17 protein-coding genes are annotated in these 14,362 nt (G+C 73.4%); 11 read left to right on the forward strand and 6 right to left on the reverse strand.

Annotated features, from left to right (window positions below; translation table 11 throughout):
* Nucleotides 1–31: 31 nt before the first annotated feature.
* Nucleotides 32–412, reverse strand: coding sequence for a DUF8711 family protein (locus HT134_RS20430; RefSeq protein WP_175602005.1), 381 nt, complete (start codon nucleotides 410–412; stop codon nucleotides 32–34).
* A gap of 251 nt (nucleotides 413–663) precedes the next feature.
* On the opposite strand from HT134_RS20430, the gene HT134_RS20435 reads away from it, so the two are divergent.
* Entirely contained in the window at nucleotides 664–1,599 is a 936-nt protein-coding gene (locus HT134_RS20435; protein ID WP_175602006.1) for an anti-sigma factor RsbA family regulatory protein, read from the forward strand.
* A gap of 180 nt (nucleotides 1,600–1,779) precedes the next feature.
* Nucleotides 1,780–2,421: a DUF998 domain-containing protein gene (locus HT134_RS20440; RefSeq protein WP_175602007.1), complete on the forward strand. Its 642-nt coding sequence runs from the start codon at nucleotides 1,780–1,782 to the stop codon at nucleotides 2,419–2,421.
* Here HT134_RS20440 and HT134_RS20445 read toward each other — a convergent pair.
* Nucleotides 2,382–2,747 carry a hypothetical protein gene (locus HT134_RS20445; RefSeq protein ID WP_175602008.1) on the reverse strand — a complete coding sequence of 122 codons (366 nt, stop codon included), beginning with the start codon at nucleotides 2,745–2,747 and terminating at the stop codon, nucleotides 2,382–2,384. The two genes, HT134_RS20440 and HT134_RS20445, sit on opposite strands and share 40 nt — an antisense overlap.
* Before the next feature lie 98 nt (nucleotides 2,748–2,845).
* On the opposite strand from HT134_RS20445, the gene HT134_RS20450 reads away from it, so the two are divergent.
* The 7 genes from HT134_RS20450 to HT134_RS20480 all read left to right on the forward strand — a co-directional run bounded on the left by HT134_RS20450 (nucleotide 2,846) and on the right by HT134_RS20480 (nucleotide 9,602).
* Nucleotides 2,846–3,304: a universal stress protein gene (locus HT134_RS20450; protein WP_175602009.1), complete on the forward strand. Its 459-nt coding sequence runs from the start codon at nucleotides 2,846–2,848 to the stop codon at nucleotides 3,302–3,304.
* Between the two features lie 136 nt (nucleotides 3,305–3,440).
* Nucleotides 3,441–4,904, forward strand: coding sequence for an APC family permease (locus tag HT134_RS20455; RefSeq protein ID WP_217708111.1), 1,464 nt, complete (start codon nucleotides 3,441–3,443; stop codon nucleotides 4,902–4,904).
* A 187-nt stretch (nucleotides 4,905–5,091) separates the two neighbouring features.
* Nucleotides 5,092–6,534, forward strand: a complete 1,443-nt coding sequence (locus tag HT134_RS20460; protein WP_175602010.1) for a methionine--tRNA ligase — start codon at nucleotides 5,092–5,094, stop codon at nucleotides 6,532–6,534.
* Nucleotides 6,535–6,708: 174 nt separating this feature from the next.
* Nucleotides 6,709–7,683, forward strand: a complete 975-nt coding sequence (locus HT134_RS20465) for a phosphotriesterase family protein (RefSeq protein WP_175602011.1) — start codon at nucleotides 6,709–6,711, stop codon at nucleotides 7,681–7,683.
* A 41-nt stretch (nucleotides 7,684–7,724) separates the two neighbouring features.
* Nucleotides 7,725–8,120: an STAS domain-containing protein gene (locus HT134_RS20470; RefSeq protein ID WP_312888270.1), complete on the forward strand. Its 396-nt coding sequence runs from the start codon at nucleotides 7,725–7,727 to the stop codon at nucleotides 8,118–8,120.
* Nucleotides 8,121–8,130: 10 nt separating this feature from the next.
* Nucleotides 8,131–9,045: a sigma-70 family RNA polymerase sigma factor gene (locus HT134_RS20475; RefSeq protein WP_175602013.1), complete on the forward strand. Its 915-nt coding sequence runs from the start codon at nucleotides 8,131–8,133 to the stop codon at nucleotides 9,043–9,045.
* Nucleotides 9,046–9,182: 137 nt separating this feature from the next.
* Nucleotides 9,183–9,602 (forward strand): hypothetical protein, encoded by a 420-nt coding sequence (locus HT134_RS20480; RefSeq protein WP_175602014.1) that lies wholly within the window; start codon nucleotides 9,183–9,185, stop codon nucleotides 9,600–9,602.
* A 56-nt stretch (nucleotides 9,603–9,658) separates the two neighbouring features.
* Here HT134_RS20480 and HT134_RS44760 read toward each other — a convergent pair whose 3' ends face one another.
* Complete coding sequence (locus HT134_RS44760; protein WP_217708112.1) at nucleotides 9,659–9,802, reverse strand: hypothetical protein; 144 nt, start codon at nucleotides 9,800–9,802, stop codon at nucleotides 9,659–9,661.
* Between the two features lie 82 nt (nucleotides 9,803–9,884).
* Entirely contained in the window at nucleotides 9,885–10,925 is a 1,041-nt protein-coding gene (locus HT134_RS20485) for a hypothetical protein (RefSeq protein WP_175602015.1), read from the reverse strand.
* Between the two features lie 111 nt (nucleotides 10,926–11,036).
* Here HT134_RS20485 and HT134_RS20490 point away from each other — a divergent pair, with 111 nt between their 5' ends.
* Together HT134_RS20490 and HT134_RS20495 are read left to right on the forward strand one after the other, a co-directional pair.
* Nucleotides 11,037–11,894 (forward strand): alpha/beta fold hydrolase, encoded by an 858-nt coding sequence (locus tag HT134_RS20490; RefSeq protein WP_246364707.1) that lies wholly within the window; start codon nucleotides 11,037–11,039, stop codon nucleotides 11,892–11,894.
* A 23-nt stretch (nucleotides 11,895–11,917) separates the two neighbouring features.
* Nucleotides 11,918–12,700, forward strand: a complete 783-nt coding sequence (locus HT134_RS20495; RefSeq protein WP_175602017.1) for a MerR family transcriptional regulator — start codon at nucleotides 11,918–11,920, stop codon at nucleotides 12,698–12,700.
* Nucleotides 12,701–12,749: 49 nt separating this feature from the next.
* Here the strand turns inward: HT134_RS20495 and HT134_RS20500 are convergent, their stop codons facing one another.
* Nucleotides 12,750–13,652 (reverse strand): alpha/beta hydrolase, encoded by a 903-nt coding sequence (locus tag HT134_RS20500; RefSeq protein ID WP_175602018.1) that lies wholly within the window; start codon nucleotides 13,650–13,652, stop codon nucleotides 12,750–12,752.
* Between the two features lie 48 nt (nucleotides 13,653–13,700).
* Nucleotides 13,701–14,321 (reverse strand): GNAT family N-acetyltransferase, encoded by a 621-nt coding sequence (locus HT134_RS20505; protein ID WP_175602019.1) that lies wholly within the window; start codon nucleotides 14,319–14,321, stop codon nucleotides 13,701–13,703.
* Between the last annotated feature and the right edge of the window lie 41 nt (nucleotides 14,322–14,362).

A 14,362-nucleotide genomic window follows, 5' to 3' on the forward strand; every position in this document is an offset into this window, starting at 1 on the left:
CCGCAGGCCTCGCGACGGCCGGAGGCAGGCGTCAGCCGCAGGCGCTCTGGATCTTCGTGACGAAGCCCTGCATCTTCTGCACCGACTCCATGGTGGCGCTCGGGTTGTCGGCGTCGATCTTGAGGCCGTCGAGCCCGGAGGCCAGGTCGTTCAAGGCGGAGGCGAGCTCGCCGTCGTAGTTGCCGGCCAGGGTCTTGATCTTGCCGGCCGCCTCGTCGCCCGCGGTCTCAAGCGCCTTCGGGTCGCTCGCGACCTTGGCCATCGAGCCGCTGAAGTCGTTCATGATCTTGGTGACTTCGCCGCTGACCTGGTTGCAGTCGACCGCATTGCCGACGGCGCCACAGGCGGTGGTGAAGCCGGCGAGGGTGAGCGCCGTGATGGCGACGGCGATGCGGCGGCTGGGGGTGTTCATTTCATGCCCTTCGTAGCTTTTGCGGATGAAGGGAAGCTATGGTCCCAGCCTTGACTGTCACTTGCACACCACTGACACCGCCGCCCGGCGAAGCGTCAGAACGGGAGCCGCCGACCGGACGGAGTACGCAGGTCGAGGGGGGCCGGCTGCTGCGCCGGCTTGGGGCGTTGCACGATCTGGACTCTCTTCACAACCCTGGGATACCCAACGGATTGCCTTGAACTCCTCACGAGCGGGTACCGTGACGGGTGATGCTGGCGGACCCCTTCGCGCACCCGGCCCTCTTCTACAGGGGCGACCGGGAATACCTGGATGCCACCACGGCCTTCATCCGCGCCGGGCTGGCCGCGGGTGAGCCGGTGGCCGTGGCGGTGCCCGCCGCGAACCTCAGGCTCATCGAGGGCGCTCTGGGCGCCGACGCCGCCCGCGTGCAGCTGCTGAACATGGAGGAGGCGGGCCGCAACCCCGGCCGCATCATCCCCGCCGTGCTGCGCTCCTTCGCCGACCGTCACCCCGGCGGGCACGTGCGCATCATCGGCGAGCCGATCTGGGCCGGTCGCAGCCCCACCGAGTACCCCGCCTGCGCCCAGCACGAGGCGCTGATCAACCTGGCCTTCACCGGGCGGCACGTCACGATCCTGTGCCCGTACGACGCCGACCGGCTCGACCCCGAGGTCCTGCGCGAGGCGGAGCTGACCCACCCGCTGCTCCAGGACGCCAAGGGCGAGCGGACCAGCGACGTCTACGACCCCCACCACGTCGTACGCGCGCACAACCTGCCCTTCCCCGAGCCCAGCGGCTTCGCCGCCCTGCGCTTCGACCGCGACAACTTCGCCTCGGCCCGCGCCCTGGCCGCCGGTCTGGGCGCCGAGCTGGGCTTCGACGAGACCCGGCTCGACGACATCCGCCTCGTCGTCGCCGAGCTCTGCGCCAACAGCCTCGACTACGGCGGCGGCGCGGGCGACATCCGCGTCTGGGCCGAGCGCGACCGGCTGGTGTGCGAGGTGGGCGACCAGGGGCACATCACCGACCCGCTGGCCGGCCGCGAGCCGGTGGACCCGCGCATCGCGGGCTCGCGCGGGCTGCTCATCGTCAACCTGCTGAGCGATCTCGTCCGGGTCCACACCCGCGCCGGCGGCACCACGATCCGCGCCTACTTCGACCTCCCCGCCGGCCGGGCGTCCTGACGGACCCGGTAGGGCCCGCCCCACCGACCCTGAGGCGGGGATCCCCCTCGGGGGAGACGTCCGCCCAGGTCACCCGGGCCGTCCCAGGGGTGCCCCGACCAAGGTATTAGGGGGTCGTTCAGGGCCGCTTGGGGCTGATCTCCGATATTCCGCGAAGCCGCGTTCCACGAGCTTTGAGGCATGAAGGCATTGCTTGTGAGCGGACTCTCCACCATCGCCGCCGGGACGGGCGCCATGCTGGCCCTGCACACCTCGACCGGGCTCGACCCGATGCACACCGTGATCAGCTCGTACGCCTTCTACCCGGGAGGCTGGCTGCTGCCCACCTCGCTGACGCTGTTCGCGGTGGGCGGCGCGCTGACCGCCGAGGGGCTGCGCCGGGCCGGCGCGAGCGGCGGCGTCGTGGTGCTGGTGGTGGCGTGGGCGGTCAGCATGTTCCTCATCGGGGCGTTCCCGACGGACCGCCCGGGCGTGCCGCTGTCGCTGTCGGGCGGCATCCACCGGTACGCCGCGTTCGCCGCGTTCCTCGCCATGCCGGCGGCCGGGATGATGTGGGCCAGGACCCGCGCCCGGTACGCCCGCGCGGTGCGGGTGCTGAGCGCGATCGCCCTCGGCGCGCTGCTGCTGGTCGTGATCCCGTACGTGGTGCGGATGTGCGGGATCCCGCTGGCCGACGACGAGGTGCCGGCCGGGCTGACCCAGCGCGTCGTGGTGGTCTCCGAGCTGGGCGTGCTGGCCCTGGCCGGCCTGTCGATGCTGCGGCCGGCCTCGCGCCGGGCGGCTCAGCGCTCCCAGGGCGGGGTGTCGCCCATCTTGGCGTAGTACTTGGCCAGGTGCGCCTTGACCCGGGAGATCTCGTCCTCGGGGATGCGCACCCCGCCCCTGGCGCCGTCCACCACCCCCGCCGCGGAGATGACGGCCCGCGGCACGACTTTCAGCTCACCCCTGACGACGTCGGCGATCGGCAGCTTGTACGCGCCGAACTCGTCGGCGTCGTCGGCGTCGTACCAGAGGTGCGCCTGCCGGTACTTGTCGTTCGGCTCCTGCTCGGCGCCCGCCCACTTGCGCACCCGCTTGTCGGCAGCGGCGGAGTCCCACTCGCGGTCGCGGTCGGCGAGCGGCAGGTCCTGGAATCTCGTCACCGTCATGACATGGGGCTACCCGTCTCCCAGGCGTGAAACGGCCGCCTGTTGGTAGGGAGACGGTCCTGATGGAACGAACGTCCGTCCGACGAGGAGATGATGAGATGACCATTCTGATCGCCTATGACGGGTCCGAGGACGCCAAGGCCGCGATCGCGTTCGCCGGCACGCTGCTGAAGGGCGAGCCGGCCGTGGTGCTGACCGTGTGGGAGCGGGCCGCGATGACGTCCGCGCGGGCGTCGGCCGGGCTCGTGGTGGCGGTGGGCGACACCAGCGCCGAGGACGCCGCGATCGAGGAGTCGATGACGGAGCTGGCGGCCGAGGGGGCCAGGCTCGCCGGTGCGGCCGGGCTGGAGGCCACGCCCCGGGTGGCGACCGACGCCCTGTCCGTGTGGTCGGCCATCGTGGACGCGGCCGAGGAGGTCGGCGCCACGCTCATCGTGACGGGGACGCGCGGCATGGGCGGGATCCGGTCGCTGCTGCTGGGCAGCACGTCCGACCGGGTGCTGCACCACTCCACCCGGCCCGTCCTCGTGGTCCCCGCACCGGAGGCGCACACCTGACGCGCCCCGGCTCCGCCCCACGGCGGCGGACCTCCTCAAGCCGGAGCGGCGCCGCGCGCGGCCTGGACGAGGAGGGGCCGGAGGCGGGGACGCCGGCGGCGTAGGGCAGAGTGACACCCGGCGAGGGAGGAGTCACGTGAGCGAGGGACTGGCTCGGCGGCTGGGCACCGGCGACGCGGTCGTCGTCGGGCTGAGCGCCATGATCGGCGCGGGCGTGTTCGCCGCGTTCGCGCCCGCCGCGGCGGCCGCCGGGCCGTGGCTGCTGCCCGCGCTCGCGCTCGCCGCCGTCGTCGCCTACTGCAACGCCACGTCCTCGGCCCGCCTGGCCGCCCTCTACCCCGAGTCGGGCGGCACCTACGTGTACGGCCGGCGGCGGCTCGGCCCGTTGTGGGGCTACCTGGCCGGCTGGGGCTTCACGGTCGGCAAGACCGCCTCCTGCGCCGCCATGGCCCTGACCTTCGGCGCCTACGTGGCCCCCGCCTTCGCCCGGCCGCTCGCCGTGGGGGCCGTGGTGGGGGTCACGGTGCTCAACGTGTACGGGGTGCGGCGCTCGACCGCGGCGGCCCGGGTGATGGTGGCGTTCGTGCTGGCCGTCCTCGCGGCGGTGATCGCCACCGGCCTCCTCGCCACGCCGGCGCCCACGGCCGGGACGCCCACGGCCGGGACGCCCACGGCCGGGACGCCCACGGCCGGGACAGCCACCGCCGCCCTCGGCCAGACGCGGCACGCCGTGCCCGGCGCGTCCGCGGGGATGCCCGGCGTGTCCCGCGGTGCGGTGGACGACCTCGGGGAGGGCGGCCCGTACCCGATCCCCGGCCTCCGCGAACACCTCCCCTCGGTGCCCGCGTTCGTGACGGTGGCTGAGGAGACGGGCCCTTCGGACACCGGGTTGTGGGGCGTCCTGCAGGGCGCGGGGCTGCTGTTCTTCGCGTTCGCCGGATACGCCCGGATCGCCACCTTGGGCGAGGAGGTGCGCGACCCGGCGCGGGCGATCCCGCGCGCCATCGGCATCGCCCTCGGCATCACGCTCGTCGTCTACACGCTGGTCGCCGTGGCGGCCCTGCGGGTCCTGGGCTGGCCCCTGCTGGCCGTGTCCGCCGCCCCGCTGGACGACGTGGTGACGGCGGCGGGCTTCGGGTGGCTGCGGCCCGTGGTGACGGCGGGCGCGGCGGTGGCGGCGCTCGGGGCGCTGCTCGCCCTCGTGCTCGGGGTCTCCCGCACGGTGCTCGCCATGGCCCGCGAACGCGACCTGCCGCACGCCCTGTCGGCGGTCCACCCGGCGCGCCGGGAGCCGCGCCGCGCCGAGCTGGCCGTGGGCGTCGCGGTGGTGGCGCTGCTGCTCGTGGCCGACCTGCGCGGGGCGATCGGGTTCTCGTCGTTCGGCGTGCTGGTGTACTACGCGATCGCCAACGCCGCCGCGCTCACCCTGACGCGGGAGGAGGGCGCGCCGCCCAGGGTGGTGCCCGTGGCGGGTGTCGTGCTGTGCCTGGTGCTCGCCGCCACGCTGCCGTGGGCGTCCGTGGTGGGCGGGCTGGCGGTCTTCGCCGTGGGCGCGCTCGTCTGGGCGGTGGTCCACCGCCGGAGACCGGCACGTCCGTAGTGAGGGAGCGGGCGGGGGCGAGGGCGGGCGGAAAACGGCAGGCGCTCGCGACCGGCCCGGCGGTAGCATCGGCGGCATGACGCTGCGCACGGTGATGACCGCCCCGTAGGGGGTTCCATCGTCCACGTCCTGTCGAGGCCCCGCTGACCGGGGCCTTCGTCATGTCCGGCCCCATGGGAGGTACCGGATGTACGTCACGACCACGATTCCCTACGTCAACGCCCGCCCGCACCTGGGGTTCGCCCTGGAGATCGTGCAGGCCGACGTGCTCGCCCGCCACCACCGCCGCCGGGGCGAGCCCGTGCGGTTCCAGACCGGCACCGACGACAACTCGCTCAAGAACGTCCTGGCCGCCGAGGCCGAGGGCGTGCCGGTGCGGGAGCTGGTGGACCGCAACGCGGCGGCCTTCGAGGCGCTGCGCGAGCCGCTGGAGCTGTCGTTCGACTCCTTCGTCAGGACCAGCCGCCACCCCGGGCACCGGGCGGGGGTCGAGCGGATCTGGAAGGCGGTGTCCCACGACCTCTACCGGCGCTCCTACGAGGGCCTGTACTGCGTGGGCTGCGAGCAGTTCTACCCGGAGGGTCCCTGCCCGGACGGGCACGAGGCGCCGTTGCAGCGGGTGGCGGAGGAGAACTGGTTCTTCCGCCTGTCGCGCTACCGGGACCCGCTGCTGGACCTCATCGGCAGCGGACGGCTGCGCGTCGAGCCGGCCGCGCGCCGCAACGAGGTGCTCGCGTTCCTGAGGGGCGGCCTGGACGACCTGAGCGTCTCGCGCTCGGCCGCCCGCGCCCGCGGCTGGGGCATCCCGGTGCCCGGCGATCCCGACCAGGTGGTGTACGTGTGGTGGGACGCCCTGGCCAACTACGTCACCGCGCTGGAGGACGACGACCACGAGCGGTGGTGGGTGCGCGAGCCGCGCAAGATCCACCTGGTGGGCAAGGGGGTGATCCGGTTCCACGCGGTCCACTGGCCGGCGATGCTGCTGTCGGCGGGGCTGCCGCTGCCGAGCGACATCGTGGTGCACGACTATGTGACGGCCGGCGGCCGCAAGATCAGCAAGTCGTCGGGCGTCACCGTCGATCCGGTGGCGCTGGTGCGGGCGTACGGGGCCGACGCCGTGCGGTGGTGGCTGCTGCGGGAGGTGCCGCGCGTGGGGGACGCCGACTTCACCGAGGAACGGCTGGTCGCCCGCGCGGACGAGGACCTGGCCAACGGCATCGGCAACCTCGTCAACCGGGTGGTCACGATGGTCCACCGCTTCCAGGACGGCCACCTGACCCGCCCCGCCGGGGACGCGGAGGCCGGAGGGGCGGGGCGGGACCTGGTGGACGTCACCAGGCGGGCCGGGCGGCTCGTGGACGCGGCGCTGGAGGACTACGACTTCCGGCGGGCCGTGGCGGCCGTGCAGGCGATCGTGGAGGCGGCGAACGCGTACGTCGAGCGCGCCCGGCCGTGGGGGCGGCCGCCCGCGGAGCGGGAGGCGTCTCTGGCCGTGCTCGTGGCGGCGTGCCGGGAGCTGGCCGTACAGCTGGAGCCCTTCCTGCCGTCGGCGGCGGCGCGGGTGGCGGCGGCGGTCGGCGGGGAACGCCTCCCCGCGCCGCGCCCGCTGTTCCCCCGCCTCGGGCGCTGACGCGCGTCGGGTGTTGACGCGCGTCGGGTCTTGAAGCGCGTGGGGCGTTGACGCGCGTCGGGCGTTGACCGGGCCGGGGTGCGCGCCTAGGTTGGCGCGCACGGCCGTGCGCGCGGTGTGTGGGCGGCGCTCGGGTGAGCGCGCACACCGCCCGGCCGGCGTGGAGGTGCGACCATGCCCGTCCCCACCGTCCGAGGCCCCGTGGACGCCGCCGATCTCGGCCAGACGCTGATGCACGAGCACATCTTCGTCCTCTCGCCCGAGCACGTGGAGAACTACGGGCGGGGCGTCTGGTGGGACGAGGAGTTCCGTGTGGCCGACGCGATCCGCAAGCTCAACGCGCTGGCCGCCACGGGGGTGCGGACCCTCGTCGACCCGACGGTGTGGGGTCTCGGCCGGTACGTCCCGCGCATCCAGCGGATCGCCGCCGAGGTGCCGGACCTGCACATCGTCGTCGCCACCGGCCTCTACTGCTTCGAGGAGCTGCCGCACCAGTACGAGCACCGCGGCCCCGGCCTGCTGCTGGACGGCCCGGACCCGATGGTGGACGACTTCGTGCGCGACCTGACCGTGGGCATCGCCGACACCGGGGTGCGGGCCGCGTTCCTCAAGTGCGTGGTCGAGGAGAAGGGGCTGACCCCCGGCGTGGAGCGGATCTGCCGCGCCGTCGCGCGGGCCCACCTGAGCACGGGCGCCCCCATCACCGTGCACACGAACGCGGCGGCGCGCACCGGGACGATCGCGCTGGACCTGTTCGCCGAGGAGGGCGTGGACCTGACCAAGGTGGTGGTCGGCCACGCCGGCGACTCCAACGACCTCGACCACCTCATGAGCCTGGCCGACACCGGCGCCACGCTCGGCATGGACCGGTTCGGGCTGGACGTGTACAACACGACCGAGCGGCGCGTGGCCACGATCGCCGAGCTCTGCCGGCGCGGGTACGCGGACCGGATGGTGCTCAGCCACGACACCGCCTGCTTCATGGACTACTTCGGCGGGGCCTGGGACGACGCGCTCGCCGCCTTTGCACCGGACTGGCGATACGATCACATTCATCACCAGGTCCTGGCAATGTTGCTCGATTCGGGCGTGGCGCAGGCGCATATCGACCAGATGCTGGTGTATAACCCGAGAAGCTACTTTGCGTAAAGTAGTGGAATCAGTACCGCAATACAGGTAGGTGGAGCTGGGTGACTTCGGAGCAAGCCTTGTCGATCAGCTTGGGGCTCCAGGGCCCGTGCGTCATCGCGAGGCTCACAGGAGACTTCGATTTCGCCTCAGCCGCCGAAGTGCGTGATCGCGTCACCAAGGCGCTCGATCTCACCCAGCCGCCCATGCTGGTCATCGACATGCAGGGCGTCGAGGTGTGCGACTCGTCCGGGCTGTCGGTGCTCGTGTACGTCCACAAGGCCGTCACCGCGTCCGGCGGCCGGCTGCTCCTGGCCGGGCTGAACGGCAGGTGCAAGCACCTGTTCGCGATCACCGCGCTGGACAAGTTCTTCGACATCCGCAGCACGGCCGAGCTGGCCATCGCCGAACTCGCCGAACTCTCCGAACCGGGGAATTCACCGCCGTTCCCGGGGTAGTCGCGATGGCATGCCGGCTCACGAGCCCGACCCCCTGGGTGCCTACCTGAAGCAGATCGGCGGCATCCCGCTGCTGTCCGCCGCCGACGAGGTGGAGCTCGCGCGGCGCGTCGAGGCCGGCCTGTACGCCGGCCACCTGATCGCCCGGGCCGCCGGCGGGGAGCCGGAGGGAGCGAGCCTCGCCGAGCTGTACGAGATCCGCGACGAGGGGCGGCGCGCCAAGGACCTGCTCATCAGGTCGAACCTGCGCCTCGTGGTCTCCGCCGCGCGGCGGTACGCCCAGCGCGGGCTGCCCCTGCTCGACGTCATCCAGGAGGGCAACCTCGGGCTGATCCGGGCCGTGGAGAAGTTCGACTACAAGCGTGGCTACAAGTTCTCCACCTACGGGATGTGGTGGATCCGCCAGGCCATCGAGCGCGGCATCCACGACAAGAGCCGTACGGTGCGGCTGCCCACGCACGTCGGCGAGGAGCTGTCGCGCCTGGCCAGGACGCGGCGGCGGCTCGCCGCCGAGCTGGGGCGCGAGCCGCGCGACGCGGAGCTGGCCGAGGCGGCCGGGCGCACGGTCGCGGAGGTCGCCGGGCTGCGCCGGCTCGCCCAGGACACGGTCAGCCTCGACCTGCCGGTCGGCGAGCACGGCGAGGGCAACCTCGGCGACCTGATCGCCGACGAGGACGGCCCGCAGGTGCACGAGCTCACCGAGCAACGGGCCATGAGCGCCGAGCTGCGCGCGCTCGTCAGCGCGCTCCCGCCGCGCGAGGCGTTCATCATCAGGCACCGGTACGGCCTGGCGGGCCGCGAGGTCGCGACGTACGGGACGATCGCCGACCACATGGGGCTGACCCGCGAGCGCGTACGGCAACTGGAGCGGCAGGCGCTGAAGCGGCTCAGGGGCGGGACGCCGGTGGTGGCGTGGGCGTCATGAGCCGTTGACCGGGCGGGGATCGTGACGGTTAATCGAAGAACCTGAGTCGCTTTCGAGGGGGGAAGCGAGGGTTCGTCGCCTTTGGGGGCATCATGGGTAACCGCCGCTCCGTCAGGCCCTTACGCAGCTTGTCGGTCTTGTCCGTCGTCACGGCCACCGTCCTGGCCGCCGCACCCCTCCCGGCCGTGGCCGCCACGCCTCTGCCGGCCGCGCCCGCCGCCGTCACCGGGAGACTGGACGCCTCGGGCGCGCAGCTGATCCGCTACAAGATCGTCCTCGGCCGGTGTAAGGACACGTGCCGGATCAAGGTCAAGATCACCAACATCTCGCGCAAGACCCTGTACGACGTCTCGCTCAACGCCCGGCTCAGGGTCAACAAGACCAAGGTCGGATCGTGCTACGACTACGTGGGCACCATCCGCGCCGGCGGCCGGCGCTCGGCGGGCTGCACGGTGCGCTCCAGCAGGCTGGCGTCGATGTGGAACCGGTGGCTGGACGGCGAGATCCGCTGGGACACGCACGTCAACACGGTCGTCCACTACGAGTACTACCGCTGACGCCCCGGGATCCGGCGGGAAGCCAGGGGCGTCAGCGCCGCCCCTGGCCGCTGCCGTCAGGAAGTGACGAGAAGGGCCAGGCCGATCAGCACCACGATCGGTACCACCCAGACCACGGCCTCGGCAGCGAACTCCTTGTACATCTCGCGGATCTCCCTCGTCACGCCCCGGAGGGCGGCGTACACGTCACTGCGCAGCATAGCCGCCCGGACCCGCCACTCCGTCCAGCCCCGGCCTTCCGTGAGGAGACCCGAGCCCGGGGCGTCCGCGAGGAGGAGCGGGTCAGTCCTCGTCCTGGGGGCGCGGGCGGCTCCGGGCCAGGCGCTTGCCGAACCCGGCCAGCGACTCGTCGGCCATCAGCGCCGCCAGCCGGGGGGCGTCGGCGTCCACCTGGCGCAGGACGTCCGGGTCGGCTCCGGCGAAGCGGCTCCACGCGCGCACCACGTCCGGCATGGCGGCGATCGCGTCCGGCGACAGGATCGCCTCGCGGGGCAGCCACGACGTGAGGAACTGGGACACCCTTCCCGGGCTCCACCACAGAGGACGATCCCCGATGAACTCCGCCAGCTTCGCGAACGCCTCGTCCGCCCCCTTCATGGCCGGCAGGTCGTCGAAGCGCGACAGCGTGTCGTCGGGGGCGGGCCGTACGGGATCGGGGACGGTCACGGCACGCGCCAGCGCGAAGGGCCGCACGGCCGGGTACGTGTCGGCGACCGCCGCCCCCATGACGCGGTCGGTGAGCTCCAGGGCGTCAAGGATCCGCCCCGCCACCACCCCGGGCTCGGCCGCCTCCAGGCTCAGGTCGTCGAGGAACTTGGGCTCCTCCACCAGCGCGTCCACCGCCAGGCCGCCGCCCACCTGGTCGACGGCGACGATCAGCACGTGCGGCTCCTTGCCGTCGCGGTAGCGGAACGACAGGGCGGCGAGCGTCTGCTGCCCGTGACGGTCGGCCTTGCCGTACCAGGCTCCGTCGCAGTCCACCTGCCCCATCCGCCGCACCCAGACCGGCAGCGCGTCCCGCGCCTCGGCGCCGTGGGCCGTGTAGAGGTCCGGGGCTACGACGGCGTCGGGCTCCGTGATCGTGGTGTCCGGCTCCGCGGTCGCGGCGGGAGCCGCGCCGGTGGCCACGGCGGCCAGGGCAGCCAGCGTGAGCCGGGTCTCGGGCCTGCCGGTCTCCACCAGCTCCTGGACGAACCCGCGCGCCTCGCCCGGCTCCAGCCCCGCCATGAGCCGTGACGCCCACAGCTCGGTGCGCAGAGGTGAACGCCACCTCAGCAGGTCGCGGGCCTGGGTGATCGCCGTCGTCAACGCTGGAGTGCTCACCCTCCGACCGTAGTCCACGAGGACCGGCGCGGCGCGCCGGGATTCAGGGGACCGGCGTCGCCGCGCCCGGGGTTGGCACTGACGCAGGGTCAACCTCCCAGCATGGACGGCATGACCACGGACATCCACGCGATGAGCGGCGACCCGACGACGAGCGGCGACGGCGCGACGCGGCACTTCACGGTCCACCACGACGGCGTCACGATCCCGGTGACCCGCGCCGGCCGGGGACGGCCGCTCGTCCTCTGCCCGGGGCTGTGCTCCACGCAGGCCGATCTGCACGAGCTGATCGAGTTGCTGCGGCGCGACCACGACGTGCTGACCTTCGACCTCAGGGGCCACGGCCGCACCTCGGCCGCCGGCACGTACTCCTTCGAGGCGTTCGCCGGCGATCTCGCCGCCGTGCTGGCGGAGGCGCGACGCCTCGGCCCGCCCTCGGCGCCCGTGCTCGTGGGCTACTCGCTGGGCGCGGACCTGGCCGTGCACCACGCCTCCGAGCACCCGGGCGCCGTCGCCGGGCTCGTCCTCATCGACGGGGCGAACCCGGTGCCCGAACCGTTCGTCACCGAGGCCGACCTGCCGGCGTTCCGCGCGATGTGGGAGGAGGCGGCGGCCGCGCAGGAGGCCCTGCGGGGCACCGCGCGCCAGGTGTCGCTCACCGCCCAGGACATCCTCGACCTGAACATCGAGATCGACGGGGTCCGGGCCGGGATCCTCGACCGGTACCGGAGGATCGACTGCCCGATCAGCATGATCATGTCCACCTCGATGGCCGGCGCGGACGGTGGGGGACCGGCGGCGCGGTTCAACCGGAACTGGCGCGCCGGCGTCGAGCGGCTCGTCCGCGAGCTGCCACGCGTCTCCGCGTCCTGGCTCGACGCCGACCACGGGCTGGTCTTCACCCACGCCCCGCGGATCGCCGAGCTCGTCCGCCGGCCGCGGGACCCGGCTGGTCAGCCGGCCTGCTGAGCGGCCCCTGGGAGACTGGTCCGATGCTGACCATCGGCGAGCTGGCGTCGTACGCCGGAGTGACGGTGCGCGCGGTGCGGCACTATCACGCCAAGGGGCTGCTGCCGGAGCCGGAGCGCGACCACTTCGGCTACCGCAGGTACGGCGGCGACGCCGTGATCGAGCTGATCAGGATCCGGACCCTCGCCGACGCCGGGGTCCCGCTGGCGCGGGTCCGGGAGCTGCTGCGGGCCGGCGAGGCGGAGTTCGCCGCGGCCGTCGCGGACATCGACAGGCGGCTCCAGGCCGAGATCCGGGAACGGCAGCGGAACCGGGAGCGGATCGCCCGGCTCGCCGCCGGGGACGACCTGGCGCTGCCACCGGAGGTGGTCGGGCTCCTGAACCGGATGCGGGAGCTCGGCATCGACGAACGGATCATCCGGGTCGAACGCGACGGCTGGATCCCGCTCGCCGCGCGCTCGCCCGCCCGCGTCCCGGAGTGGACGGCGCGCAAGCGGGAGCAGCTCGCCGACCCCCGGTTCATCGGCTTCTACCTCACCCTGGGCCAGGCCCTCGACTGGGCCGACGACGATCCGCGGCTGGCCGGGCTGGCCGACGAGCTGGCCGCCTACCTCACGCGGATGGCCGACGAGCGGGGCGAGGACTACGTCGGCGACATCGGCGTCGAGCCGCGCTTCGCCGAGCTGATGGACACGCTGGCGTTCGACACCGCGCCCCCGGCCCGCCGGCTGATCCGGCTGATGGAGGAACGGGGCTGGACCGGCTGGACCAGCCTGGAACGCGTGGACCCGGCCCGGACACGGTAGCCGTCGCCGGCGCGACCGGCCTGCCTGCCGTCGCCGGGCGCGGCCCGGGTCAGCGGCTGAGCAGCTCCGAGAAGACGTCCACCAGCTCGGGCCGGTCGAACGGGCCGACGTGGGGCGCCGCGACGCTGCGCACGTCGGTCGGGTTGTCCGGCGTCAGGCGGTCGGCCTCGGCGATGAACCGGTCCTGCAACGCCGGGGGGATCAGCCGGTCGAGGGTGAAACGGACATAGGTCCGGGGGACACGGCCCCAGGTGTGCGCCTCGCCCCGGGCGTCGGCCAGGGGGATGCCGGCGGTCTCGTCCGGTTCGAGCATGGTGAGCAGCCGGCGTACCCCCTCGTCGGTGAAGTCGGCGGCCAGGCACTCCTTGACCGCGTGGAACACCGCCGGGTCGGCCGAGAGCCAGTTGACCCGGGTCACGCCCAGCACCGCCGGGTCGGCGACCACCGCCGCCTGGATCAGGGGGAGCAGGCTGTCGCCGTTCTCCGGCGTGGACAGGTAGGCGGTCAGGTTGGGCAGGTCCACGCAGCAGTACGCGGCGACGTAGACCACCCGGTCGAGCAGGTGGGGGACGGCGTTGCCGACCCTGCTCACGGTGACGCCGCCCTGGCTGGCGCCGGCCAGGATCACGGGCCCGTGGCGGCGGGCGCGCCGCACCACGTCCGTCACGCGTTCGACGTAGTCGTCGATGGTGATGCCGGCGAGCGGCGACGGCTCGGTCGCCAGCGCCTCCAGGTCCTGCGGGTTCTGGTATGACCGGGGGTAGAACGCCTCGTGGCCGTGTCCCGGCAGGTCGACGGCCACGCACCGGTGGCCGCGCAGGGTGAGCTCGGTCATCAGCCCCGAGCCCCAGGCCGATGAGGAGTTGGTGCCGTGGACGAACACCAGGGTCGGTGATCGCCGGTCGCCGCCGTGATCGGCGGCGGCGGTCCCGGATGGGTGGAGCGTGGTCATCGTCGTGGTCTCCTGTCGGTGTCCGCTGTCGGGTGAGTGGGCCGGCGCTCAGGCACGTGGGCGGCGCCACATCGGCCACAGGGGCGGGCCGCCGGCCACGCGGACCGGCTCGCCGAGATCCTCGAACCCGTGCCGCAGGTACAGGGCACGGCTACGGGGCGAACTCGCCTCCAGGTACGCGGGGAGCCCGCCGGCGTCCGCTCGCTCCAGACCGTGGCGCAACATCGCCGAGCCGAGCCCGGCGCCCTGCCGCCCGCCGGCCACTCCCATGCACGGGAGGTACAGGTGCGGCTCGCCGACGGGGTGCCGCCGGGCCAGCGCCTCGCCGAGAGCCCGCAGGCGCGCCCCGCTCTCATCGGGGCCCCGTTGCCCGGACGCGTCGGCCTGCTCCGGCGCGCCGGCGGGCTCGCCGTGGGGCGCCTGGCCGGCCGTCAGGCTCAGCCACACCGCCGCCCCCTCGCGATCGCCGATCAGGTACGCCTCGGCGGCGGGGTGGTCGAGCAGGGACCGGTAGAAGTGCCTCTGCCGCAGACCCCGATCGCCCGGGCCGGGGTAGAGCCAGCAGACGAGGGGGTCGGTCATGAACGCCTCGGTGAGGACGTCCAGCACCGCCAGCCGGTCGGTCTCGTCCGCCTGTCGCACGGATGCGTACGGCGTATCAACTGTCATGCGTACAGAGTATTGAGAGCCGCTCCCCTCCAGCCCGTTCA

It is taken from the genome of Nonomuraea rhodomycinica (assembly GCF_013363995.1).
Classification (GTDB): domain Bacteria; phylum Actinomycetota; class Actinomycetes; order Streptosporangiales; family Streptosporangiaceae; genus Nonomuraea; species Nonomuraea rhodomycinica.